Genomic DNA, 23991 nt, shown 5'->3' with positions numbered 1-23991 from the left:
ATGTTTAAACACACCAAATAATATTCTTATGAAGTTATGCTATACTTGGCGAGATGAAATAGGGAGATATTTTATGTTTAACTTGCTTAAGTTGTGGGTTGCCAGCATATGCTTGCTCATCTGTAATATAGCCCTTGCTGATATCTCTATACCGATGTTCCTTACTTCTCAACAGGGAATAGGGCAGCCGATAGGGGTGATAATAGCCACACAAAAGCCCTACGGTGTTTTATTGACACCCAATCTACATAATCTTCCTCCTGGTTTACATGGTTTTCATATCCATCAAAATCCTTCTTGTCTTGAAAATGGAATGGCTGCTGGAGATCACTTTGATCCTTCTCATTCTAGCCAACATTTAGGCCCTTATGGAAAAGGTCATTTAGGAGATCTGCCTGTTTTAGAAGTTGATAATAATGGCAACGCCACATTACCTATTTTAGCCCCTCGATTGCGCTTAAATGAACTTAAAAATCACTCTTTAATAATACATGCAGGGAGGGATAATTATTCTGATGTTCCTGCTAAGTTAGGCGGAGGTGGTGCGCGTATAGCCTGTGGTATTATAAAAAATTGAATGCTAATACCCATTTTTAGATTTTAATCGATATTTTCTCATTAAATGCATAAACCTCGTTAAGCATTGATAAAATATTTTTTTACGAATGGTAAGCAGAATAATTAATAGTAATCATTCTATGAGCTCAGATCTTTACTTTTTATCAGCAAGAAAATTAGCCCAGCTAATTAAAGAAAAAAAAATTTCCTGTGTTGAGGTTATCAAAACTTATTTAGACCGCATCCAACAGGTCAATCCCAAACTTAATGCCCTAGTTCAACAACTAGAACCAGAAATTGCATTAAAAAAAGCACTCATAGCCGATGAAGCATTAGCTAAAAACCAAACCCTCGGACCTTTACACGGTTTACCTATTACTATTAAAGATTGTTGTAAAGTCCAAGATTTTATTATTAGCAAAGGAAGTAATGGTTACAGCTTACTTTCTAAAGAAGATGCAACTGTTGTTGCTAGATTAAAAGCAGCAGGTGGAATTATTTTAGGTATAAGCAATGTTCCTGAATTTAATATCGCTTATGAGACAGATAATGATCGCTTTGGCAAAACTTTAAATCCTTATGATTTAAATCGTACCCCTGGTGGAAGTAGCGGTGGAGAAGCGGCTATTATTGCAGCAGGCGGCTCAGTAATTGGTTTAGGCACAGACGGTGCAGGAAGCATTCGGCAACCCGCTCATAATACAGGAATTGTGGGTTTAAAACCCACTCGTGGTTTAATCCCTAACTCAGGTAATGTTCCCTCAGATGGTAGAGGTTTATCACGTCCATTAACTACCTATGGTCCTATGGCACGGTTTGTAGATGATATCGTATTAGCCTTGCCATTATTAACGGGCCCAGATAATGCTGATCCAGATGCCATACCCATTCCTATCCGCACATCTCTCATCAACTGCAAAAATTTACGAATTGCTTTTTATACAGACAATGACATCGCTTCACCTGATAAAGCCACCTTACAAACCATTAATCAAGTAATACATGTTTTACAAAATGAAATTCAACAAATTGAATATCGGTGTCCTCCTCACTTAAAAGAGCTTTATTTTTTAATTACAGAAACATTTATTTTGGGGGGTGATAGGGGGTTAGGATTGAAAAATTTACTGCACCATTTAGGCATTAATAAACCATCCTACCTGGTTAATGAATTTTTAGCGATTGCTCGTCAATGCGAATTTTCCATTACTGAGTTACATCAACGCTTACGTCGCATTGATGAATTACGCATTTCCTTAGAAAAATTCTTTTTTCCTTATGATGCAATCATATGTCCAGTTTCCGCGACCCCAGCCAAATTATTAGGTCGTTCATTTATAGAAGGCCATGATTTTAGCTATCTCAATATTTACAATTTAACTGGCTGGCCAGTTTTAACAATGCGCTGCGGTACTTCCCCGGAAGGTTTACCTATAGGAATACAGATCGTTGCTAAAGCCTGGCATGACGAAATAGCACTCATGCTTGGAAAAAAATTAGAAAGCTTGCTAGGCGGATGGCAAAAACCCATTTTATTCCCTTAAAACCTTTAAACCAAAGAGCATAGTTCTTGAACCTGCTATACTTTGAAAACACACTTAAAGAGGAAGCTAGATGATTTGGGTAATTAGCTTAAATAGTAGTTTAGGTCATATTTACTCTTATGCGCCCAAAAATAATAAATTGATTTTATTGAAAAGCTTAGAAAACCCTAGTGCTAAATTAAAAGAAAGTGATTTGGTCTCAGATAGACCTGGCCATTATCAAACTATGCATTCTGCTAAAGGTGCTTATGAAGCAGCAAGCAGCCCTCATGAGGTTGAGCTTGACCATTTTACTAAAATCTTGGCTGATTTTTTAAAAAAAGGACTAGATAATCATCAATATAAGCAACTTATTTTATGTTCTGCACCTCACGTCGGTGGCATTTTACTTATCAATCTTGATAAACAAGTAGAAAAAGCATTATTGGTTAATATCAAAAAAAACTTTGTTGAAGAAAATGAATCTGTTCTTCTCAATTATCTAAAAGATAATTGGTGGGATATAATTCGATCGAATAAGGTTTAATCAATAATTCTTAAGCTAGATAAATTTACCTAAAAAAACTTCAATAAAACATGAAGTTTATACCCCTCGTTACAAAAAAGAAGAGCTCATTTTGAGGTGAATATACTTATAAAAAATCTGATAACACTTATTACAACTTTTCAGATTTCTATATGTTCGCTAAAGATTACTTGGGAGCAACTATTAAATTTTGGAACACTAAAGAACCCTTTTTCGCAAAAGAACTTGTACCGAAAATAAACGATCAAACTTTGACTGGAAATTAATTACGATTAATCCTGTTTCTTCTGAGGGCGTTTCCAATTTTCAAAAGTACGGGTTTCTGCTCGACTTAAGGTTAATTTACCCGCAGGGGTATCTTTGTTTAAGGTAGATCCGGCACCTATCGTTGCACCTTTTTTTATTCGTATCGGAGCTATCAAGGCGGTATTAGAACCAACAAACACATCATCTTCTATTTGTGTTTGATGTTTAGCCGCTCCATCGTAATTACAGGTAATGGTACCCGCGCCAATATTAACATTTTTACCTATTTGTGCATCGCCGATGTAACTTAAATGGTTAATTTTTGTTTCTTCTTCTATCTGGCTATTTTTAACTTCAACGAAATTTCCTATATGAACATTATTTTTGAGAACCGCTCCTGGGCGAATACGAGCATAAGGACCTATAATACAATTATCGCCTATAACGGCACCTTCAATTAAGCAATAAGACTTAATTTCAACATTTTTCCCAATTTTGACATCTTTTAAGATTGTATGAGAACCTACCAAGCTATTTGCGCCAATAATATTTTCGCCTTCTACAATAACATCTACATCGATAATCACATCTTTTGCAACGGTTAATTGCCCACGTAAATCAAAACGATCAGGATCACGTAATGTAACTCCCGCTAACATCAGTTTTTTAGCGGCTTGCTGCTGAAAATAACGTTCAAGCTTAGCAAGTTGCACTCGATCATTGACTCCTTGCATTTCACCATCAACATCTGAAGATACCGTTACGATTTCTATCTTTTCATCCACAGCCATTGTAATAATATCCGTTAAATAATATTCACTTTGGGCATTCATTTTTTTAATTTTAGGCAACCAACGCTTTAGTAATTTTAGCGGCACATAAAAAATACCACTGTTAACTTCCTGTATTTTTCTTTGCTCTAGGCTAGCATCTTTTTCTTCAACAATTTGAACAACTTTTCCTTCTTGATCCCGTAAAATCCGTCCTAAACCAAAAGGTTGTTGCGTAATTAATGTAACTAAACCAATTTGATGAGTTTCAGTTGCATGAATCAATTTTTGTAAAGTAGCTAAACTTACTAAAGGTGTATCCCCTAGCAAAATTAATACACGACTCTCATCTTGTTTAATTTCTGGAATAGCTTGAGCAACTGCATGCCCTGTACCTAATAATTCTGTTTGTTTTACCCAATTAACTGCTAAATGACTTAAATATTTGGGAACTTGACCTCCACCATTTCCATAAACTACATAAACTGCATGAGGTTGCAAATCTTTAACTGTTTCAACTATATATTGTAACAAAGGTTTACCGGCCAACTTATGCAATACTTTAGGTAAAGTAGAATACATACGTTTTCCATGACCCGCAGCTAAAATGATGACATCAAGTAATTTCATATTTTCAAAACTAGCCTTATTCAAAACTTCATTTTTGGTAAGATATTACTCAATGTTTTTTTAGGAATTTCTTGAAAAATTAAATTCTACCGGTAAGTTTTTTCTTTAATTTAGATATGACTTGTAATTGAGCAACTGCCTGGGCTAATTCTGCTGTTGCTTTTGCGTAATCGATATCAGCTTGTTTATCACTCAATACTCTTTCTGCGTGTTCCTTAGCTTCTAAAGCGGCCAATTCATCTAAATCAGTAGCTCGTATGGCCGTATCGGCTAATATACTAACGTGTTGTGGTTGAACTTCTAAAATTCCGCCAGAAATGTAAAGTATTTCATCTTCCCCATCTGGTTTTACAATGCGCACTGGCCCTGGCTTTAATGCCGTTAATAGTTGGGTATGCCCCGGGTAAATCCCAAGCTCACCTAATGAACCCGTAACTACTATATGCATAGCCTCACCTGAAAAAATCGAAACTTCTGCGCTAACAATCTCAATTTGCATGGTTTTAGTCATGATATTTTCTAACCCTATAAAGCTTTTGCTTTCGCATCTACTTCATCTATACTTCCAACCATATAAAATGCTTGTTCAGGCAAATCATCAAATTCACCATTTAAAATAGCTTTAAAACCACGGATTGTCTCTTTAAGACTGACGTATTTGCCTGGAGACCCAGTAAATATTTCGGCAACAAAGAAAGGCTGAGATAAAAACCGTTGTATTTTTCTTGCGCGCATTACAGTCAATTTATCTTGTTCTGACAATTCATCCATACCTAAAATAGCAATAATATCTTTCAATTCTTTATAGCGCTGTAAAGTTTTTTGTACAGCTCTGGCAACATCATAGTGTTCTTGGCCAACAATCAAAGGATCAAGTTGACGACTATTAGAATCTAACGGATCAATGGCCGGGTAAATACCCAACTCCGCAATTTGACGGGATAATACGACTGTTGCATCGAGATGTGCAAAAGTAGTTGCCGGCGAAGGATCAGTAAGATCATCCGCTGGAACATAAACAGCTTGGATAGAAGTAATAGAGCCTGTTTTAGTTGAGGTAATACGTTCTTGTAAAGCACCCATTTCTGCAGCCAATGTAGGTTGATAGCCCACAGCAGAAGGCATACGCCCTAATAATGCAGACACTTCGACGCCTGCTAGTGTGTAACGATAGATATTATCGATAAATAACAATACGTCTCTACCTTCATCCCGAAAATATTCAGCTACTGTCAAACCTGTTAAAGCAACTCGTAAACGGTTACCGGGTGGTTCATTCATTTGTCCATAGACTAATGATACTTTATCTAAAACATTAGATTCTTTCATTTCATGATAAAAATCATTACCTTCCCGTGTCCGCTCCCCAACGCCTGCAAATACTGAGTACCCACTATGTTCAATAGCGATATTACGTATTAATTCCATCATATTAACGGTCTTACCAACTCCAGCACCGCCAAACAAACCTACTTTTCCACCTTTAGCAAAAGGACATAGTAAATCAATAACTTTAATTCCTGTTTCTAATAATTGTTCATTAGCAGCTTGTTCTGCAAAGCTAGGTGGTTTACGGTGAATAGGTAAACGAATTTTCTCATTAATAGGACCTGCTTCATCGATAGGTCTACCTAACACATCCATAATTCTACCTAAAGTCTGCTTCCCTACAGGTACACTAATAGGGGCTTCGGTATTAGTTACTTTTATTCCTCGCTGCAAACCATCACTAGTACCCATCGCAATGGTGCGTACAATACCATCACCTAACTGTTGCTGGACCTCTAGCACCAAATCATGATCATGAACCATTAAAGCATCATAAACCTTCGGAACCTGTTCTCTTGGGAATTCAACATCAATAACAGCACCGATAATTTCGACTATATGTCCGATGGGATTAATTGGCTTCATAACGTTTCTCTTCATTATTTATTCATATAAGGTTAAATTTAAACAGCTTCAGCACCGGCAACTATTTCTGCTAATTCTTTGGTAATCGCTGCCTGGCGGGCTTTATTATAGGCTAATTGCAAATCACTTATTAATTCTCCCGCATTATCCGTCGCACTTTTCATTGCTACCATCCTAGCCGCTTGTTCGCACGCAGTATTTTCTACAACACTTTGATACACTTGTGATTCAATATATCGTGTTAGTACTAACTCTAACAAAGGCTTTGCATCAGGTTCATAAAGATAGTCCCAGCGATAATTAAACTCTGACTTTTCAGAAGGTAAAACAGGTAATAAGGATAAAGCCTTTGCCTTTTGTGTCATCGTATTAATAAATTCATTATAGAAAATAGTTACGCTATCCAACTCACCTTGCTTGTAAGCATCTAATAAAACTTTAATAACCCCAATTAAATCTTGTAATTGCGGTGCATCTCCCAAATGATTGGCATGTGCAACCACATGGCCACCGACGCGCTTAAAAAAAGCTTCTCCTTTTCCGCCTATAATAGCCAAATCTATATCTATTCCTTTAGATTGACATACTCGAAATTCCTGCAAAACTAACTTTAGTAAATTAGTATTCAGCCCACCGCACAAACCTTTATCAGTGGTGATAACAAGAAAACCCGCTCGTTTTATTTCTCTAATTTGTAAATAAGGGTGTTGATATTCTGCGTGACTACTTGCGACATGATAGATTAGATCGAGCATTTTATGCGCATAAGGTCGCGAAAGCGTCATTCGTTCCTGAGCTTTTCGCATTTTACTAGCCGCCACCATTTCCATTGCTCGCGTTATTTTCTGAGTACCTTTGATACTAGCAATTTTACCACGTATCTCTTGCGCAAAACTCATCGGCTATCACCAAGTTTGTGTCATTTTAAAGGCTGTAATTGCTGTATCTAACTCATTAGCTATCACTTCGTTATAATCACCTTTTTGGTTAATTTTTTCCAAACATACTTCCTGTTCTGAATGCATATAAGCTAATAATTCTTCAGCAAATGCAACAATCTTTGTCAGTTCGATATCATCTAAATAACCTTTATCGGTAGCAAACAATAGTACCGCCATTTCTGCAACACTTAAGGGAGCATATTGTTTTTGCTTTAAAATTTCAGTAACTCGTTGGCCTCTCTCAAGTTGCTTACGTGTTGCCTCATCTAAATCTGACATAAACTGGGAAAAGGCAGCAAGTTCGCGATATTGAGCTAAACTTAATCGAACACCACCGCCCAATTTTTTTATAATTTTTGTTTGAGCCGCAGAACCCACTCGTGAAACAGATAAACCCGCATTAATTGCTGGGCGTATACCTGCATTAAACAAATCCGTTTCTAAAAAGATTTGACCATCAGTAATTGAGATAACGTTTGTTGGAACAAAAGCGGACACATCCCCAGCTTGAGTTTCGATAATAGGTAATGCCGTTAACGAGCCTGTTTTTCCTTTAACACGTCCATTAGTAGCTTTTTCAACAAACTCCTTATTAACTCTTGCAGCACGTTCGAGTAAACGTGAATGCAAATAAAATATATCTCCTGGATAAGCTTCTCGACCTGGTGGACGTCGCAGTAACAAAGATATTTGCCGATATGCCCAAGCCTGTTTCGTTAAATCATCATAGATAATAAGCGCATCTTCACCTTGATCGCGAAAATACTCACCCATCGCGCAACCTGCATAAGGGGCAATAAACTGCAGCGCCGCAGAATCCGCAGCACCTGCTGATACTATAATGGTATGTTTTAAAGCATCTTGTTCTTCTAACTTCCTCACTACTGCTGCAATCGACGAAGCTTTTTGACCGATTGCTACATAAATACATTTTACGCCTGTATCTTTTTGGTTAATAATCGCATCGATGGCTAGCGCCGTTTTCCCTGTTTGTCTATCCCCTATTATTAATTCGCGCTGACCACGCCCAATAGGCACCATACTATCAATGGCTAATATACCTGTTTGCAATGGTTGTGATACGCCTTGACGCCAAATTACGCCTGGGGCAACCTGCTCAATAGGTGCATTTTTTTCAGCCTCAATTGGACCACGACCATCTATGGGATGCCCTAAAGCATTAACAACCCGCCCTAATAAAGCCTCACCCACTGGAACTTCAAGAATACGTCCAGTACATTTAACCTTTTGACCTTCACTTAATCCTTCGTAGTCACCTAAAACAACAGCACCTACTGAATCACGTTCAAGATTTAAGGCTAATCCATAACATTGGGGTGAAAACTCTATCATTTCTCCCAACATAACGTCGTTTAAACCATAAATACGCACAATTCCATCACGCAGACTGACGATACTTCCTTGTGTACGCGTTTCTGCAGAAACATCAAATTTCTGGATACGTTCTTTGATTAATTCATTTATTTCAGATGTAGTTAATTGTTGCATAGCTTATACTGCCTCTTGATTCACTAATGTCGCACGTAAACGTTCTAATTTGCCACGTACAGAATCATCGATGACTAAATCTCCGACGCGAACGACCAATCCACCTAATAAATTTTTATCAGTATGGCAGTCTAGTTTGATATGACTTTGAAAACGCTCCGCTAATACTTTTTCTAAAGTTTGTTCTTCTATTTTAGTTAAAGGCACAGCGGAAATCACATAAGCAGTAACTTGATTGGCTAGTTCAGCCTTATAACGCTCAAATAAATCTTTAACTTCTGGAAGTACTAATAATCGTTGGTTAGTAGCCATTAATTTTAGAAAATTTTTTCCAAAAGGAAATATTACAGCTTTGCAAAATTCTAATAAGCATTCATACGCCACTCTTTTATCGATACATGGATTTTTTAATAAATTTTGCATCGATTTCTGGTTAATAATTTTGGTAGTCTGCTTTAATAAGACAGACCAAGCATCCATATTGTTTTTATCTGATGCACAAGCAAATGCCGCTCGTGCATAAGGTCTAGCAATGGATGTGACATTAGACATCAAATTTCTTCCAAAGATTGTTTAACAAGCGCATGTTGAGCTACGCTATCAAGTGATTGTGCCAAAATTTTCTCAGTAGTCGTAATAACTAAATTAGCTACTTCCGCACGAAGTTTTTGTTGTGCTGTTTGCCATTCTTGCTGAATGTCAGCTCGGGCTATAGCTAATAAACGCTCGTTTTCTATTCGTATTTGCTGTTTAGATTCTTCAGACATTTGATTAGCGCGCTTATTAGCCTGTTCAATAATCTCAGCCGCTTGTTGCTTTGCTTCCTTTAAATGCTCATCTGCTTTTAACTGTGCTAATTCTAAAGCTTGTTGACCTCGCTCTGCAGCAGCTAAACCATCAGCAATACGTTGTTCTCGTTCTTTCATTACTTTCAGTATGGGCGGCCATACAAATTTCATGGTAAACCACACGAAAACAGAAAATGTAATTAACTGGCCTAATAAGGTGATATTAATTTCCACGACGATTTCTCAAATTTATTATACTCTTCGCACTTGAATTTTTGTCTGCGTTGCCGCTCGACTCGCAATCCTCATGTATCTTGAATACACTTCGGTTGCTTCACTACGCGGGCCACTATCAAAAAATTCCATTGCTGTGAGCATATCATTTAACCCGTTACTGGTTTAGAAACTAGCTTTAAAACTTCGCTTAAAAAAGGATTTTTAGCAAAAATTAAATAAAGCCCCATTACAATTGAAATAGCAGCAAATGCATCGACTAATCCAGCCATTAAAAACATTCGCAACATCAGCATAGGTGTTAACTCAGGTTGGCGAGCTACCCCTTCTAAAAATTTTCCACCTAAAATACCAAAACCAATCGCGGTGCCTAATGCGGCTAATCCTACTAATAAAGCCGCTGCAATGGCCGTTAAACCTTGTACATTAGCAACTACTTGCGCAACTTCTACCATTTTTATATCCTCTCTTTTATTAATAAATAATTAATGTGTTTGTTCTTGACCATGAGTCTCATGTGCCATACTTAAATAAACTATAGTGAGCATCATAAAGATAAATGCTTGAATCGCAATAATTAAAATATGAAATACCGCCCAAACTCCACCAAAAGTCCATTGTAACCACCATGGTAATAATGCCACTAAAATAAAAATTAATTCTCCAGCAAATAAATTTCCGAATAGTCGTAACGACAAGGATATAGGTCGTACGAATTCTTCTAATAAACGAAAAATAATATTTATGGGGAAGAGATAAGGGCCAAATGGGGCAACCAGCATTTCTTTACTGAATCCCTTCACACCTTTAATTTTCAAGTTATAGTAAATGATTAAAATAAAGACCGCAATTGACATACCAAATGTTGTATTAGGATCGGCGGTTGGCACGGATCGAAAATGACTTACACCAAATATTGATAACACTGTCGGCAATAGATCAACCGGCAGTAAATCCATAAAATTCATTAAAAATACCCAAACAAAAATTGTCAGCGCTAAAGGTGCAATCAATTGACTAACACCGTGAAAAGACTCTTTCACAGTTTTATCTACAAACTCAACGAGAATCTCAACAAAATTTTGTATTTTATCCGGAACGCCACTACTTACTGTTCCAGCCACCCAGCGAAATAAAATTAAAAATCCTACGCCCAGCACAGCAGACAGAAAAAAGGTATCGAGATTTAAATTCCAAAAACTCCCTTCACCTGAGAAACTTAAGGTTTTCAGGTTAAAGATGAGATGTTCAAGGTGATGCTGAACATAATATGCTGAAGTTTGTTCACCATTCATAATAAACCTTTCATGCTTTTAATAATTAGCAATAGCCAAAATAGTAGCTGGGAGACCAAATAAGCAAGCAACGAGATCGGAATATTTACTGATAATAACTTAATCACCACTATGAAAAAAATCCCACTGAAAAGTAATTTTATTAATTCTGCTCGATAAAAAATATTGAGCAAGTCTTTTCCTGACACCTGTCCTAAACGACGCATTATTTTCATCACAAAATAACAATTAGGAAGTAGCCATAAGGCAATACCCAGCATAAGAGATCTAACAACTCGCTCGTCCTGACAAACATTCCGTAGAAAGACTACCGTTCCCAGGACGGCAAATGTCATTAGACTCGCCTGACACATTCTTTGAATTATCTTACCAGGCAACTGGACAAGCCTACTAAAAGTCATTCTAAGCCCCACTTATAAAGTGGCGGACAGTATAATAAGCACAACTCTTTTATGCAATGCTAATTAAAGAATGTATTGCTTTTTTCTCAATTTGACTTGAGCTCTACTCATACAAATTAAATATATTCTGCTAGTTAATAGGAAAAACTAAAATTTATAGCAAATTAATGCAAAAAAATGCTATTTAGCCCTTTTTTTCAACTTACCTCCTTTCTGGCCTTTTAGAGTAAAATGAAAATCACTGCAGAAATCCAGATCCTTAACCTTACTAGAAATTACTCACGTTGTTCTATATAGTATTAGGCTTTACAAAATATATGATTCATTTAGCTTTACACGTCAAAAAAATGTAAGGAGCAATTTATTATGGCCACTCACGAGCTTGAAGGAACTATTCAGCGATTAACGGTACCAGGAAAAGGAATTTTAGCGGCAGATGAAAGTCAAACTACTATTGCCAAGCGATTTGCTGCCTTACATTTAGAGTCAACTGTAGAAAATCGCCGTAATTATCGTGAATTACTTTTTACTACCCCTGGTCTTGAAGCATTTATTAATGGCGTTATTCTTCATGAAGAAACTTTAGCGCAAAAAACTAAAGATGGACTTCTATTTCCCGATTACTTAGATAATGAAGGTATCGTCCCTGGCATAAAGGTTGATAAAGGCCTCATTCCTCTAAATGCTGAAGAAAAAATGACCCAAGGTCTAGATGGTCTAGCAGAACGTCTTCTAACTTATAAAAATCTTGGCGCTTGTTTTGCAAAATGGAGAGCTGTTTTTTCCATAACTGACCTACTTCCTTCTTCTTTAGCCATAACCGCTAATTCACAAGCCTTAGCTCGCTATGCTTCTATTTGTCAAAACAATGGAATTGTGCCTATTGTAGAACCTGAACTACTAATAGATGGCGCTCACAGCTTAGTCCGCTGCGCTGAAGGTACAGAGGCTGTTCTTTATACTGTATTTGAAGAACTACATAAGCATCATGTTTTACTCGAATGTATGATTCTTAAACCCAGTATGGTTATTGCTGGGAATCTATATATGCCGCAACCTAGTATTGCTGAAGTTGCTGCAGCAACTTTAAAAATATTACGTCAAACAGTTCCGGCGGCAGTACCTAGCATTAATTTTCTTTCTGGAGGCCAAACTCCAGAAACCGCTACAGCTCATTTAAATACTATGAATAAACTACAACCTTCTCGTCATCCGTGGCGTCTAAGTTTTTCCTATGGTCGCGCATTACAAGAACCTGCGTTAAAAGCATGGAACGGTAAAGCACATAATATAAAAGCTGCTCAACGGGCCTTTTATAAACGTGCTAGACTTAATGCAGCTGCTTGCAAAGGACAATATCAATCAAGCATGGAGACAGAAGAAAAAGAAGCAGAGACAAACTTTGTTTAACCCATTGTAATCTTCAAATTTACGCTTACGCATAGGTGCCAAAATTTATAAGTATAATTCTTTTTAACTTTCTTTTTGGTTTTGGAATATATGCCTATGCAGATTTCTTTGATAATTCTACAACAGCTCTTGAAAATCGTATTGCTCCGATTGGAAAAGTCAAAGTTGCTGCTTCAGAAATAGACCATTCATCTTTGACTGATATTAATAAAGATATCCATTTAGGTAAAGCAATATTTGAAAGCAAATGTAGCTTATGCCATAAAAATGGCATAGCAGGTGCTCCACGCTTAGGCAATCAATTAGATTGGAAGTTACGAATAAGAAAAAATTTTTCACTTTTAGTTAAACATGCTACAACGGGCTACCGAGCTATGCCTCCAAAAGGGGCATGCTTAGAATGTTCAACTTCGGATTTAGAAGCGGCTATTCACTATATGTTAGAACAACTACATTCTAATTGAATTAAACAACTCATTATATCTAAAAAAATTTTGCTCCTTCAAGCACAATGGATAATACTCTTCGCAATTAAATTTTTGGCATTGTTGCCGCTCAATTCACAATCTCATGTACATTAATACACTTCAGTTGCTTTATTCTCCCCGCGCCACGCCAAAAATTTAATTACTATGAGTATATTTCATACAACACAGATATAATTTTGATATTTTTGTTTCCTTTTTTAATCAAATCTTATATCTGAACTCGCCTATTAAATAGTGATTTTATTACGATTTTGTTCCACTATTCTTTTACTTATCCCCTTGATTTTTACTAAATCATCAATAGATTTAAAAGGTCCGTGCTCACTGCGATAAGCAAGAATAGCTTTTGCACGTTTTAATCCGATACCTTTCAATTCTGCCACTAAAGTTTCTCCATCTGCCGTATTAATATTTACAAGAGCAGAGATGGGATTAGGTATATTTTTTGCAGGGGAAGAAGTTAAAACTGTATTATTATGTGAAATAAAAGGGCTGGTAGTTGCTAAAACCGGAGCCGCTATAATTGATGTTAACAAAGTTGCGAATAGCGAAGAATAAATATCCATAAAACAAAACTCCTTTTTAAAATTTTTCTATCGGAATTTATATTTTATGGCTAAAAAACGAATGAAACAATGAATTAAATGGTAATATTTTTATGCATAATAGATAGATAATCTTTCACTCCATTTGCAACACTGCGAAAAACTCCTTGATAGCCCGCACTTCGCAATTTTGACAGATCTGCTTGAGTAAAACTCTGATAACAATCTCGCAAATGCGCTGGAAATGGAATATAGCGAATCTCTCCATGCCCATAAAAATCAATAACAGCTTGAGCTAAAGCATTGAAGCTCTCACAATTTCCTGTTCCTGCATTATAAATTCCACTTTTTTTGGATTTTAAAAACCATAGATTAATAGCCACGGCATCATCAACATAGATAAAATCTCTCAGCTGCTCACCATCAGTATAACCATCGGTTCCTTCGAATAAATTTATAACACCTGTATTTTTGAGTTGCTTATCCGCATGCAATACCACACTAGCCATAGAGCCTTTATGATTTTCTTTAGGACCATAAACATTAAAATAACGTAAGCCTACAACCTGACTCTTCATTTCATTAAAGATACTTCTTACATACTGATCAAATAAATATTTAGAATAAGCGTAAACATTCGCTGGTTTTTCATATACTAATTCTTCTTTAAAAACAGTTCCTAAACCATAAACCGCAGCGCTTGAAGCATAAATGAAAGGAATCTTCCAAGCCAAACAGTAATGTAATAAACTTTTTGAGTATTCATAATTATTATTCATAATATATTGTCCATTCCATTCTGTAGTCACTGAGCAAGCACCTTGATGAAAAACCGCTTTTAACTTAAAAAAAAGTTTATTTTTCTTAATTTGATCTAAGAATTCATTTTGATCTAAATAATCAGCAATAGAGCAATCCACTATATTTCTGAACTTAATTCCGTCTGTTAAATCATCAACAACGATAATCGGCATATCAGGGTAAACAAGATTAAGCTGTTTGACTAAATTGCTACCAATAAAACCTGCCCCACCTGTAACAACTATCATGAAGACACCTTTTCTTGTTCTTGAATTTTGGAAATAATTGAACTTGTAGAACATCCATCAACAAAATCCACTATTCTAATCTGGCCACCATATTCTTGTATTGCTTTCGCCTCTGAAAGATCATCTACTTGGTAATCAGACGCTTTTACCCAAACATCTGGCAATAACAACTTAATTAGGCGTTCTGGAGTTGTTTCACTAAATGGCACTACCCAATCTACTACATTCAATCCTGCTAATACTGCCATTCGATTAGCTAATTTATTTATAGGCCTTCCTGATCCTTTTAACTTTGATACTGAATCATCGTCATTAACGGCAACGATTAACCTATTGCCTAATCGTTTCGCTTGTTCTAAGTAGGCGACATGACCCGCATGTAGAATATCGAAACAACCCCCTGTCATCACAATTTGCTCATTATGTGCTTTCGCATCTGCAACTGCAATTTGGAGTTCATCTTCTGTCAAAATACCGCCATGAAATGATAGCTGCTGAATTTGTATCGCTCGTCTTAATTCTGCTGGGTTGACTGTAGCAGCACCTAGTTTTCCAACGACAATGCTCGCAGCAATATTGGCAAGTTGTGCTGACTGAACTAAATCTGCTTGAGCTGCGTAAGTTAACGCCAAACAAGCTATCGCTGTATCACCGGCACCGGTAACATCATAAACTTGCTTAGCATAAGCCGGAAAATATACTTCTGGCTGATCTTGTCGAATTAATGTCATTCCTTGTTCACCACGTGTCACAAGTAGAGCTTGAAAATTATGCGTTTTTAAAAGCTGTGTACCCTTTTGCAGCAAAGCTTGTTCGTTATCACATTTTCCTACTACCGCCTCAAATTCCCTTCGGTTAGGCGTCAACACTGTAGCGCCTTGATAGACATCAAAATCATTGCTCTTAGGATCAATGAATATAGGTTTACCTGCTTTTCGCGCCAATTGAATGAAATCCTGAACTTCGGCCAAACATCCTTTGCCGTAATCAGAAAGTACCACTACATCGCAATGTGTGATTCTTTGCTCAAATAACCGTTTTAGATTGGTATGTTCGAATTTATAAGGTACTTCTTCAAAATCAAGTCGTATTAATTGCTGATGCAAACTAAGTATACGAAGCTTAGTAGCAGTAGGTGATTGGGGTATTTTGTATAAATAGCAATTGACCCCTGCATGAATTAATTTTTTCTCAAGTATATCGCCCGCTTCATCATCTCCACAAACACTAAGTAAATCGACCTGTGCACCTAGTGCGGCTATATTTAAAGCAACATTACCCGCCCCACCTGGACGTTCATCAAGATTTTTTATATGTACTATCGGTACGGGTGCTTCGGGAGAAATTCTGGATGTATCGCCAGACCAGTAACGATCCAACATCACATCACCTACAATTAAAACCCGGATAGATTGAAATGAAGGAACTTGTATTTTCATTAGGCCTCTTGTCAAATCTTCTTCTTACATTTTTAATTTTTAAATAATCAGCCACTATAGATATGCTATACGACACTTAAGTTTCTCAGGTACTTGTTTAAGTTTTAAACAAGTACCTATTTTCAAGCAGATCTCTTAAAAAAGCATATAGAGACCCGCTTAGTTTATGCGATAATACTAGCTAGAGTCCATTTTTACACATTTTTTTCCTTTATAAAGGTACCATCCTATGAGTGATGCAAGTAATGCTCGAGAAAAAGCCCTTAAAATGGCTATAAGCCAAATTAAGAAACAACACGGAGAAGGTGCTGTAATGCGTCTGGGTGATTCTAGTCGAGTTCCTGTAGACGTAGTTTCTACGGGTTCTTTAGGTTTAGATATCGCCTTAGGGATAGGTGGATTACCGCGCGGACGTATCATCGAAATCTACGGGCCTGAATCTTCTGGTAAAACGACACTCACCTTACAAACAATTGCCGAGTGTCAAAAAATAGGGGGGGTCGCAGCATTTGTTGACGCGGAACACGCACTGGACCCAATATATGCCACGAAATTAGGTGTAAAAACAGCCGATCTTTTAGTTTCCCAGCCTGATACGGGGGAGCAAGCGTTGGAAATTGTTGATATGTTAGTCCGCTCTAATGCAGTCGATATTATTGTAATCGACTCTGTTGCCGCATTGACTCCTCGCGCCGAAATTGAGGGAGAGATGGGTGATTCGCATATGGGTTTACAAGCCCGTTTAATGTCACAAGCTTTACGTAAGCTCGCAGGAAATATTAAGCGCTCAAATACGCTAGTTGTATTCATTAATCAAATTCGCATGAAAATTGGAGTTATGTTTGGCAATCCTGAAACAACAACCGGCGGCAATGCGCTAAAGTTTTATGCGTCGGTACGGCTTGATATACGTCGTACTGGTTCCATCAAAAAAGGCGATGAAGTCATAGGTAATGAAACTCGAGTCAAAGTGGTAAAAAACAAAGTTGCTCCTCCATTTAGGCAAGCTGAGTTTGAAATTCTTTATAATCAAGGAATTTGTCATATGGGAGAAATTGTTGACCTAGGTGTAACCCATGGCTTAATCGATAAAGCAGGGGCCTGGTATAGCTATCAGGGCGAACGTATTGGTCAAGGAAAAGATAATGTAAAACAATTTTTAAAAGATCGTACTGAAATTTGTCAAAAAATAGAGGCGGAAATTCGAAAAAATTTACTTAACAAGCCATCTGAAAATAGTCAAACTGAAGTACCAAAACTGGAGACCGAAATTATTGAATAAATTTCAGCGTGCTATCTATGACCTACAAGATTAATGTTTTAGAAATTGACAAAAACATCCACCGAATTGCTTTGAACCATTTAGCGAGACGAGAACATACTCGCTTTATGCTTCGAGAAAAATTGATGCGAAAAGGATTTTCGCATCAATCGGTAGAAGCTGTTTTAGATATTTTAATTCAACAAGGATTTTTAAACGAAGAACGTTTTTGCGAAGCTTTTATCCAAAAACGTATAAGACAAGGCTACGGACCAATGCGAATCAGTGCCGAATGCCATGAATATGGTATAAATAATGATATTATTTTTTCTCAACTTCCCAAAGACGAAGAATTTTGGTTAGTTGCTATTCAGAAAATACTGAAAAAAAAGTTTCAACCTAATCCTCCACCAAAAGAACAGTTACGACAAATACGTTACCTTCAATACCGTGGCTTTAAACTTGAACAGATAAAAGCATCACAAAAAATTTATCTTCATCAGACAAAATAAACTTAGCTTGTTTTTAACAAAAAATGGGTAAACATTACTCTTAGGAATACATGATGACTGTCTTACCAAAATTTAATGAAATTAATCCGGACAATGTAGTTAAAGAATTAGATGCGCTGCTTACCAATAATCGATTCGAGTTAGCAAAATTATTAGCTGCAGTTATGCCCCTCGATTGGAGCTTTATTCAAAAGTTAGATGATTTAGATGACCGACTCCAACATTTTTGGTCTCCGATCAATCACCTCTATGCTGTCAAACAGACCCCTGAACTACGATATGTTTACAACGAATGCCTACCCAAACTAAGTGCATATAGTTCCGAGTTAAATCAAAATCAGGCTCTCTATCAATCCATTAAAAATTTAGCTAATAGTGATTATCAATTCAATTATGCGCAAGAAAAGTGTCTACATAATGAATTACGAGATTTTCATTTAGGTGGTGTCGATCTACCCGAAATTCAACAAAAAAGATATCAAGATATTCAAACACAGTTATCTCAATTATCGAATCAATTTGAAGAAAATTTACTAGATGCTACAGCTGAATGGTCAAAATGTATTAGTAATAAATCCGAGCTAAAAGGAGTTCCTGCTCATGTTATTATAAATGCTGAAAAAGCTGCACAAGAAAAAAATTTAATTGGTTATTTAATTACGCTAGACTACCCCTCCTATTTCCCCATAATAACCTATGCTGATGATCGCGACCTGCGCAAAACCATATATAAAGCTCACATTACACGAGCTTCAGAACTCAGTAATCTAGTCCTTGATAATAGCAAAGTTATGTTCAATATACTTAACCTACGCCATGAGCTGAGCCAAATACTAGGTTTCAAAAATTATGTCCAAAAAAGTTTAGCTTCGAATAAAATGGCAAAAAATCCAGAAGAAGTGCTTAAATTTTTGGAGGGGCTACTCTCGTATACACAACCTAAAGCAAAACAGGAATGGGAAGAACTTTCTAGTTTTGCTCAATCCCAAGATCAAATTGATACACTACAACCCTGGGACATTTTGTATTATCGCGAAAAATTACAAGAAAAAAAATTCGGTATTTGTGATGAGACCTTACGCTGTTATTTTCCTGTAGACAAAGTGCTTTCGGGTCTTTTCAAGTTAATAGAACGTTTATTTGGGATGCAAATCAAAGAAATTAAAGGCATTGAGGTTTGGGATCCCCAAGTGCGATTTTTCTCAATTACTGATAGTCAACAACAATTACGAGGACAATTTTACTTAGATCTTTATGCTAGACCTGAAAAACGTGAAGGTGCTTGGATGGATGATTATCAATCCCGACGCTATTTAAGTAATGGTGATATTCAAACGCCTATTGCTTTTTTAACCTGTAACTTCTCTCCTCCCATTGATTTCATGCAAACTCCTTTGTTAACACACGAAGAAGTTTTAACTTTATTTCATGAATTTGGTCATGGTTTACAACATATGTTGACTGTAATTGATTATTCCGCTATTTCAGGTATTAATGGTGTTGCTTGGGATGCCGTAGAATTACCCAGTCAATTTTTAGAATATTTTGTTTGGGAAAAATCGGTTCTAGATCAAATCAGTAGCCATTATAAGACGGGTCAGACTTTACCCGATACATTGATTACAAAAATGCGTAATGCTAAAAATTTTCAGGCGGGCCTACAACTATTAAGACAATTAGAATTATCCTTATTTGATTTTCGTTTGCATATAGAATTTGACCCCACAAAGGGTTATGAACAAATTCAAAACTTACTCGATTCAATACGTAAGCGAATTGATGTAATACCCATAGCTCCATTCAATCGATTTCAGCATGGATTTTCGCATATCTTTGCAGGCGGTTATGCTGCAGGCTATTACAGTTATCTTTGGGCAGAAGTTTTAGCCTGTGATGCGTTTGCTAAGTTCCAAGAAGATGGGATCTTTAATGAAGAAACTGGAAAAGCGTTTTTACATAGTATTTTAGAGCAGGGTGGCGCAATCGATGCCATCGAATTGTTTAAAAAATTTCGGGGCCGGGAACCAAAAATACAAGCTTTTTTAAAAAGCTTAGACTTAAATTATTCACAACATTAAGAGAGTATCTTCAATTGTTTAGGCTGAGACAAAAAAGGCAGTTTTGAGTATCAAACGGAGCATACACGCAGTATGTGACTAATGAAACGTAGAAAAAAACGGTGACTTTTAGACCAGTATCATGCAATGAGGTACCTCTTTAGTTACCAATATTTAAACGCCTTGATAAACTTGAACTAAATCTATTGTGAGGATCCCAATGTTGTTTAACTACCAACCATTCTGGGTATCGTTTATACATTTCTCGAAAAGTTTTTGGCTTTAAACGTGCATCTTTTGCTAAATAGATCCTCCCTCCAGCAGAAATAACTATCGAGTCCAAAATATCTAAACAACTAAATAATTTTTCGCTGCAAATAGGAATATCGAGTGCTAAGGTAAATCCTGATAATGGAAATGACAATGGAGCTAAATTTTCCAGCCCAAAACGTTTCAACACTGCCAGATAAATAGGATGCTTATGTTTATGCAAAGTCTCTAAAATATCTTTAATAGCAGAATAAGCAAATTTTTCGGGTATTGCACACTGATATTGAATAAAACCTTTTTTACCGTACAATCGCGGCCAATTTTTTATACGATCCAGCGGAAAAAAATAATCATGGTAAGGGAGCAAAAAAGCTTGATCCTTCTTGGCTAAATGGTAGTAATACCCTTTATTAAATAATTTGACCCATAGGGGTTGTAAAATAGAGTACGATAAAAAGTAGGGACAGTATAATGAAGAGTATTTTGGCGTTGAAAAAACTTGGGTTTCTTGGTCAGTAGGAAATTCCAATAAATCTGCATGTTTAGCCTTCATAATAACACCATGAAAAAATGATGTATTTAATGAATCCAACCAAGCTACACTATATTCAAACTCATCATCTTGACTTAAGCTCTCCAGTATTTGCTTTAGGTTATTTGTAACTTGATGTTCCACCTTCATATAAGCTGTTTCAATTCGTTTTAATTGTAAAGTTACTACTCCAATAATGCCTGTTAAACCCATCCCACCTATTGTGGCCCAAAATAATTCTGGGATAATTTTAGGTGAACAATTTATTTTCGATCCAGTTGCAGTAATAAGCTGTAAACTAAGTACATGTTGCCCTAAGGAACCAGCATAGCAATGATTTTTTCCATGTACATCCGTAGCAATGCACCCACCTAAGGAAACTTCTGCGGTTCCAGGCATTACAGGTAAAAACCACCCTTGCTTAACAATAAGCGCTAAAATTTTCGCTAAACTAATACCTGATTCAACTGACAATATACCTTTACGCACATCAAACTCGAGAAAACGATCGAGGCGGTTTGTTAAAACGATCTCTCCTTGTGCGTTTAAAGCAGCATCACCATAACTACCTCCTGAACCGCGTGCTATTGAAATTAATTGGCCAGGTTTGAGTTCTTTATAACTTTCAGGACGCACTACAGACTCTGGAGGCTCTATAGGATAGCCATTAAAGCTAGATTGACATTTTCTACACCAATTCATAATACTATCCAGCTATAGGTATTAAATGTTCCAAATTAAATCTCGACAACTCTTCATTTAAATATTTTCTTATATCAGTTGCATTATCCATTCCTAAAATTCGTATTAATGTATCTCTGGCTTGATGAAAACTGATTTGCCGAATCACGGATTTTATCCGAGGAATAGAAAAAGAGTTCATGCTCAATGCATCAAATCCCATCGCTAAAAGTAAAGGTATAGCTAAAGGGTCACTGGCCATTTCTCCACAAATGCTAATCGTTTTTTTTGCTTGATGAGCAGCTTCTACAATTTGAACTAATGCTTTTAGAACGGCTGGCTGAAAGGGATCATATAAGTTGGCTACGCGTGGATTATTTCGATCTACGGCTAACATATATTGTGTGAGGTCATTGCTTCCTACTGATAAAAACTCAACTCGTTCAGCTAATGCGCGAGCTTGATAAATTGCAGAAGGCACCTCAATCATTATCCCAATTGGAGGCTTACATGCATGAGTGTCTTCACTCACTACTTTTTCATAAGCTTGATCAATTAAACGTAAAGCATGATCAGCCTCAGCAACGCAGCTAACCATAGGTAACATAATACGTAAATTATTAAATTCCAAATTAGCTCGTAACATTGCACGTATTTGTATTAAAAATATTTCTGGATGATCTAGTGTTACACGGATTCCACGCCAACCTAAAAATGGGTTATCTTCTTTAATAGGAAAATAAGGTAGTGCCTTATCTCCTCCAATATCTAACGTACGCATTACGACAGGTCGTGGCGAAAATGCCGCCAATAATTGCCGATATAAACCATATTGTTCATCTTCAGCAGGAAAACAATCGCGTATTAGAAAAGGTACTTCGGTACGATATAGTCCTATACCTTCTGCACCTGCTGTTAAAGAAAGGCTTGCATCCGCCATCAGACCCGTATTGACCCAAAGGGCAATGCTGTAGCCATCTAAAGTTTGCGCAGGCAATTCTCGCAATGCTTCTAGACTATTCGTAAATTCACTTTGTTGCTGTATCAGTTTAGTAAAATTTTGTATAACCCTTCCAGAGGGGGCAACTATAATACGGCCTTGAGAACCATCTACGATTAAGGTCTGCGCTTCGAGCTGATTTACTGGTAGATTTTCTACTCCTGTGACGGCAGGAATCCCTAAAGAGCGTGCCAAAATAGATAAGTGAGAATGACTAGAACCTTTTACAGAAACTATCCCCGCTAATCGCCCCTCAGGTACCTCCGCTAAAGCAGAAGGGCTGACTTCATCACCAATTAAAATAGTATTTTCAGGATATAAAGGGGGAGTAAATTGGTTGTTTTGTAAATGCATTAAGATTCTGCGACCTAGATCTCTTAAATCCGCCGCTCTTTCTCGTAAATAATCATCCTCAACTTTCTCAAATTGTTGCACATGCGCACTAATAACCGACTGCAAAGCTGCCTGAGCCCATTGATGAGAAGTTTTAATGGCTGTTATAACTTCTTTTTCCAAACTGGCTTTATTTAAAATCGCTAAATATACATCGAATAATGCTTGCTCTTCTTCTGGCAACACAGACATCATATGCTTTTTTAAACGATGAATATCATCCCGTGTTGATTTAAAAGCTTTCTTTAACTGAGTTATCTCTGCTAATAAATCATCTGCTCTTTTATAGGGGACTGCTTCTAAATCAGCAAAAGGATAAGCGACAACAACTTGTCCTATGGCAATACCTGGTGCACTAGCAATTCCTTGAAAATTGATATCTTGTTGTAATTGTTTTTTATTTTCTTTAAATAGAGAAAATATTTCTCCTGTCGCTTCCGCATGCGCTAATACGCCACCTAATTGAGCAGCCATAGTGACCAAAAAAGCTTCTTCTGCTTCATCAAAACAACGCTGCTCTTCTTGTTGAACTACCAATACACCTAATAAGGCGCGATTATGAATAATAGGTACGCCCAGAAAAGCTTTGTAACGCTCTTCACCTATATCAGCGATATATAAAAAATCCGGATGTTCGGGTGCATTTTCTATATTAATTAATTCACCATTACTTCCAACTAAACCAACTAAACCTTGATCGAAGCCAAAACGTACTTTTCCAACACACCTTGGATTAAGACCATCAGTTGCAAGTAAAACATAATTTTTTTCGCTATCCAGCAGAAAAACAGTGCAGGATTGAGTATTCAAAGCTTCACGGATCCGCCTTACTAATGTTCGTAAAGCTTCTTTAAAACTTTGCGCAGCACTGATCTCTTGAACAATACGACGAAGTATCTTCAACATAGCAAACACCTAACTTATTAATATTTGGGCATAATTAAATTATGGTTTAAAATATTACATCTGCCAATCTAAACCCTAACATGCTCAAATAA

The 23991-nt window shown here is 36.7% G+C and carries 23 protein-coding genes; 8 read left to right on the top strand and 15 right to left on the bottom strand.

The window, feature by feature from the left end:
• Positions 1–73: 73 nt before the first annotated feature.
• From AACL18_RS00185 to AACL18_RS00175, 3 genes are all read left to right on the top strand, one after another.
• Positions 74–577: a superoxide dismutase family protein gene (locus AACL18_RS00185; RefSeq protein WP_339050544.1), complete on the top strand. Its 504-nt coding sequence runs from the start codon at positions 74–76 to the stop codon at positions 575–577.
• A 121-nt stretch (positions 578–698) separates the two neighbouring features.
• Positions 699–2102, top strand: a complete 1404-nt coding sequence (locus AACL18_RS00180) for an amidase (RefSeq protein WP_339050542.1) — start codon at positions 699–701, stop codon at positions 2100–2102.
• 70 nt (positions 2103–2172) lie between these two features.
• The gene (locus tag AACL18_RS00175; protein WP_339050540.1) at positions 2173–2628 is read left to right on the top strand and encodes a host attachment protein; all 456 of its coding nucleotides are present in this window, start codon (positions 2173–2175) and stop codon (positions 2626–2628) included.
• Positions 2629–2900: 272 nt separating this feature from the next.
• On the opposite strand, the gene glmU is transcribed toward AACL18_RS00175, so the two are convergent.
• The 10 genes from glmU to AACL18_RS00125 all read right to left on the bottom strand — a co-directional run bounded on the left by glmU (position 2901) and on the right by AACL18_RS00125 (position 11290).
• Positions 2901–4274, bottom strand: coding sequence for a bifunctional UDP-N-acetylglucosamine diphosphorylase/glucosamine-1-phosphate N-acetyltransferase GlmU (gene glmU, locus AACL18_RS00170; RefSeq protein WP_339050538.1), 1374 nt, complete (start codon positions 4272–4274; stop codon positions 2901–2903).
• Between the two features lie 79 nt (positions 4275–4353).
• Positions 4354–4785 carry a F0F1 ATP synthase subunit epsilon gene (locus AACL18_RS00165; RefSeq protein ID WP_339050536.1) on the bottom strand — a complete coding sequence of 144 codons (432 nt, stop codon included), beginning with the start codon at positions 4783–4785 and terminating at the stop codon, positions 4354–4356.
• A gap of 14 nt (positions 4786–4799) precedes the next feature.
• A complete protein-coding gene (gene atpD / locus AACL18_RS00160) occupies positions 4800–6203 on the bottom strand; it encodes a F0F1 ATP synthase subunit beta (RefSeq protein WP_422395887.1) in 1404 nt (467 codons plus the stop codon).
• A gap of 23 nt (positions 6204–6226) precedes the next feature.
• Positions 6227–7087 carry a F0F1 ATP synthase subunit gamma gene (gene atpG, locus AACL18_RS00155; RefSeq protein ID WP_339050534.1) on the bottom strand — a complete coding sequence of 287 codons (861 nt, stop codon included), beginning with the start codon at positions 7085–7087 and terminating at the stop codon, positions 6227–6229.
• Between the two features lie 6 nt (positions 7088–7093).
• Positions 7094–8638, bottom strand: a complete 1545-nt coding sequence (atpA, locus tag AACL18_RS00150; RefSeq protein ID WP_339050532.1) for a F0F1 ATP synthase subunit alpha — start codon at positions 8636–8638, stop codon at positions 7094–7096.
• 3 nt (positions 8639–8641) lie between these two features.
• Complete coding sequence (locus tag AACL18_RS00145) at positions 8642–9190, bottom strand: F0F1 ATP synthase subunit delta (protein WP_339050530.1); 549 nt, start codon at positions 9188–9190, stop codon at positions 8642–8644.
• Positions 9190–9660 (bottom strand): F0F1 ATP synthase subunit B, encoded by a 471-nt coding sequence (locus AACL18_RS00140; RefSeq protein WP_339050529.1) that lies wholly within the window; start codon positions 9658–9660, stop codon positions 9190–9192. The genes AACL18_RS00145 and AACL18_RS00140 overlap by 1 nt, the downstream gene beginning before the upstream one ends.
• A gap of 149 nt (positions 9661–9809) precedes the next feature.
• Complete coding sequence (gene atpE, locus AACL18_RS00135; RefSeq protein WP_339050528.1) at positions 9810–10115, bottom strand: F0F1 ATP synthase subunit C; 306 nt, start codon at positions 10113–10115, stop codon at positions 9810–9812.
• 30 nt (positions 10116–10145) lie between these two features.
• Positions 10146–10955: a F0F1 ATP synthase subunit A gene (atpB, locus tag AACL18_RS00130; protein ID WP_339050527.1), complete on the bottom strand. Its 810-nt coding sequence runs from the start codon at positions 10953–10955 to the stop codon at positions 10146–10148.
• Positions 10952–11290 carry an ATP synthase subunit I gene (locus AACL18_RS00125; protein WP_339050526.1) on the bottom strand — a complete coding sequence of 113 codons (339 nt, stop codon included), beginning with the start codon at positions 11288–11290 and terminating at the stop codon, positions 10952–10954. The genes atpB and AACL18_RS00125 overlap by 4 nt, the downstream gene beginning before the upstream one ends.
• Before the next feature lie 432 nt (positions 11291–11722).
• On the opposite strand from AACL18_RS00125, the gene AACL18_RS00120 reads away from it, so the two are divergent.
• Together AACL18_RS00120 and AACL18_RS00115 are read left to right on the top strand one after the other, a co-directional pair.
• Positions 11723–12766, top strand: coding sequence for a class I fructose-bisphosphate aldolase (locus AACL18_RS00120; protein WP_339050525.1), 1044 nt, complete (start codon positions 11723–11725; stop codon positions 12764–12766).
• Between the two features lie 35 nt (positions 12767–12801).
• Entirely contained in the window at positions 12802–13230 is a 429-nt protein-coding gene (locus AACL18_RS00115; RefSeq protein WP_339050524.1) for a c-type cytochrome, read from the top strand.
• Between the two features lie 251 nt (positions 13231–13481).
• Here AACL18_RS00115 and AACL18_RS00110 read toward each other — a convergent pair whose 3' ends face one another.
• From AACL18_RS00110 to hldE, 3 genes are all read right to left on the bottom strand, one after another.
• Positions 13482–13820, bottom strand: a complete 339-nt coding sequence (locus tag AACL18_RS00110) for a ComEA family DNA-binding protein (RefSeq protein WP_339050523.1) — start codon at positions 13818–13820, stop codon at positions 13482–13484.
• Positions 13821–13894: 74 nt separating this feature from the next.
• Positions 13895–14848, bottom strand: coding sequence for an ADP-glyceromanno-heptose 6-epimerase (rfaD, locus tag AACL18_RS00105; RefSeq protein ID WP_339050522.1), 954 nt, complete (start codon positions 14846–14848; stop codon positions 13895–13897).
• Entirely contained in the window at positions 14845–16287 is a 1443-nt protein-coding gene (gene hldE, locus AACL18_RS00100) for a bifunctional D-glycero-beta-D-manno-heptose-7-phosphate kinase/D-glycero-beta-D-manno-heptose 1-phosphate adenylyltransferase HldE (protein WP_339050521.1), read from the bottom strand. Before hldE ends, rfaD begins: the two co-directional genes overlap by 4 nt.
• 229 nt (positions 16288–16516) lie before the next feature.
• Here hldE and recA point away from each other — a divergent pair, with 229 nt between their 5' ends.
• From recA to AACL18_RS00085, 3 genes are read left to right on the top strand one after another with little or no spacing between them, the layout of a single operon-like run.
• Positions 16517–17569 carry a recombinase RecA gene (gene recA, locus AACL18_RS00095; RefSeq protein WP_339050519.1) on the top strand — a complete coding sequence of 351 codons (1053 nt, stop codon included), beginning with the start codon at positions 16517–16519 and terminating at the stop codon, positions 17567–17569.
• 17 nt (positions 17570–17586) lie between these two features.
• Entirely contained in the window at positions 17587–18060 is a 474-nt protein-coding gene (locus tag AACL18_RS00090) for a regulatory protein RecX (RefSeq protein WP_339050517.1), read from the top strand.
• A 50-nt stretch (positions 18061–18110) separates the two neighbouring features.
• Positions 18111–20138, top strand: a complete 2028-nt coding sequence (locus AACL18_RS00085; protein WP_339050516.1) for a M3 family metallopeptidase — start codon at positions 18111–18113, stop codon at positions 20136–20138.
• Positions 20139–20277: 139 nt separating this feature from the next.
• Here AACL18_RS00085 and AACL18_RS00080 read toward each other — a convergent pair whose 3' ends face one another.
• Together AACL18_RS00080 and ptsP are read right to left on the bottom strand one after the other, a co-directional pair.
• Positions 20278–21621, bottom strand: a complete 1344-nt coding sequence (locus AACL18_RS00080) for an FAD-binding oxidoreductase (RefSeq protein WP_339050515.1) — start codon at positions 21619–21621, stop codon at positions 20278–20280.
• A 4-nt stretch (positions 21622–21625) separates the two neighbouring features.
• Positions 21626–23899: a phosphoenolpyruvate--protein phosphotransferase gene (gene ptsP, locus AACL18_RS00075; RefSeq protein ID WP_339050514.1), complete on the bottom strand. Its 2274-nt coding sequence runs from the start codon at positions 23897–23899 to the stop codon at positions 21626–21628.
• Positions 23900–23991: the final 92 nt, after the last annotated feature.

The organism is Rickettsiella endosymbiont of Xylota segnis, from assembly GCF_964019545.1.
In the GTDB taxonomy this organism is placed as follows: domain Bacteria; phylum Pseudomonadota; class Gammaproteobacteria; order Diplorickettsiales; family Diplorickettsiaceae; genus Aquirickettsiella.
Note: the sequence above shows the minus strand (reverse complement) of the source record. Positions and strands in the feature narration are given on the sequence as shown.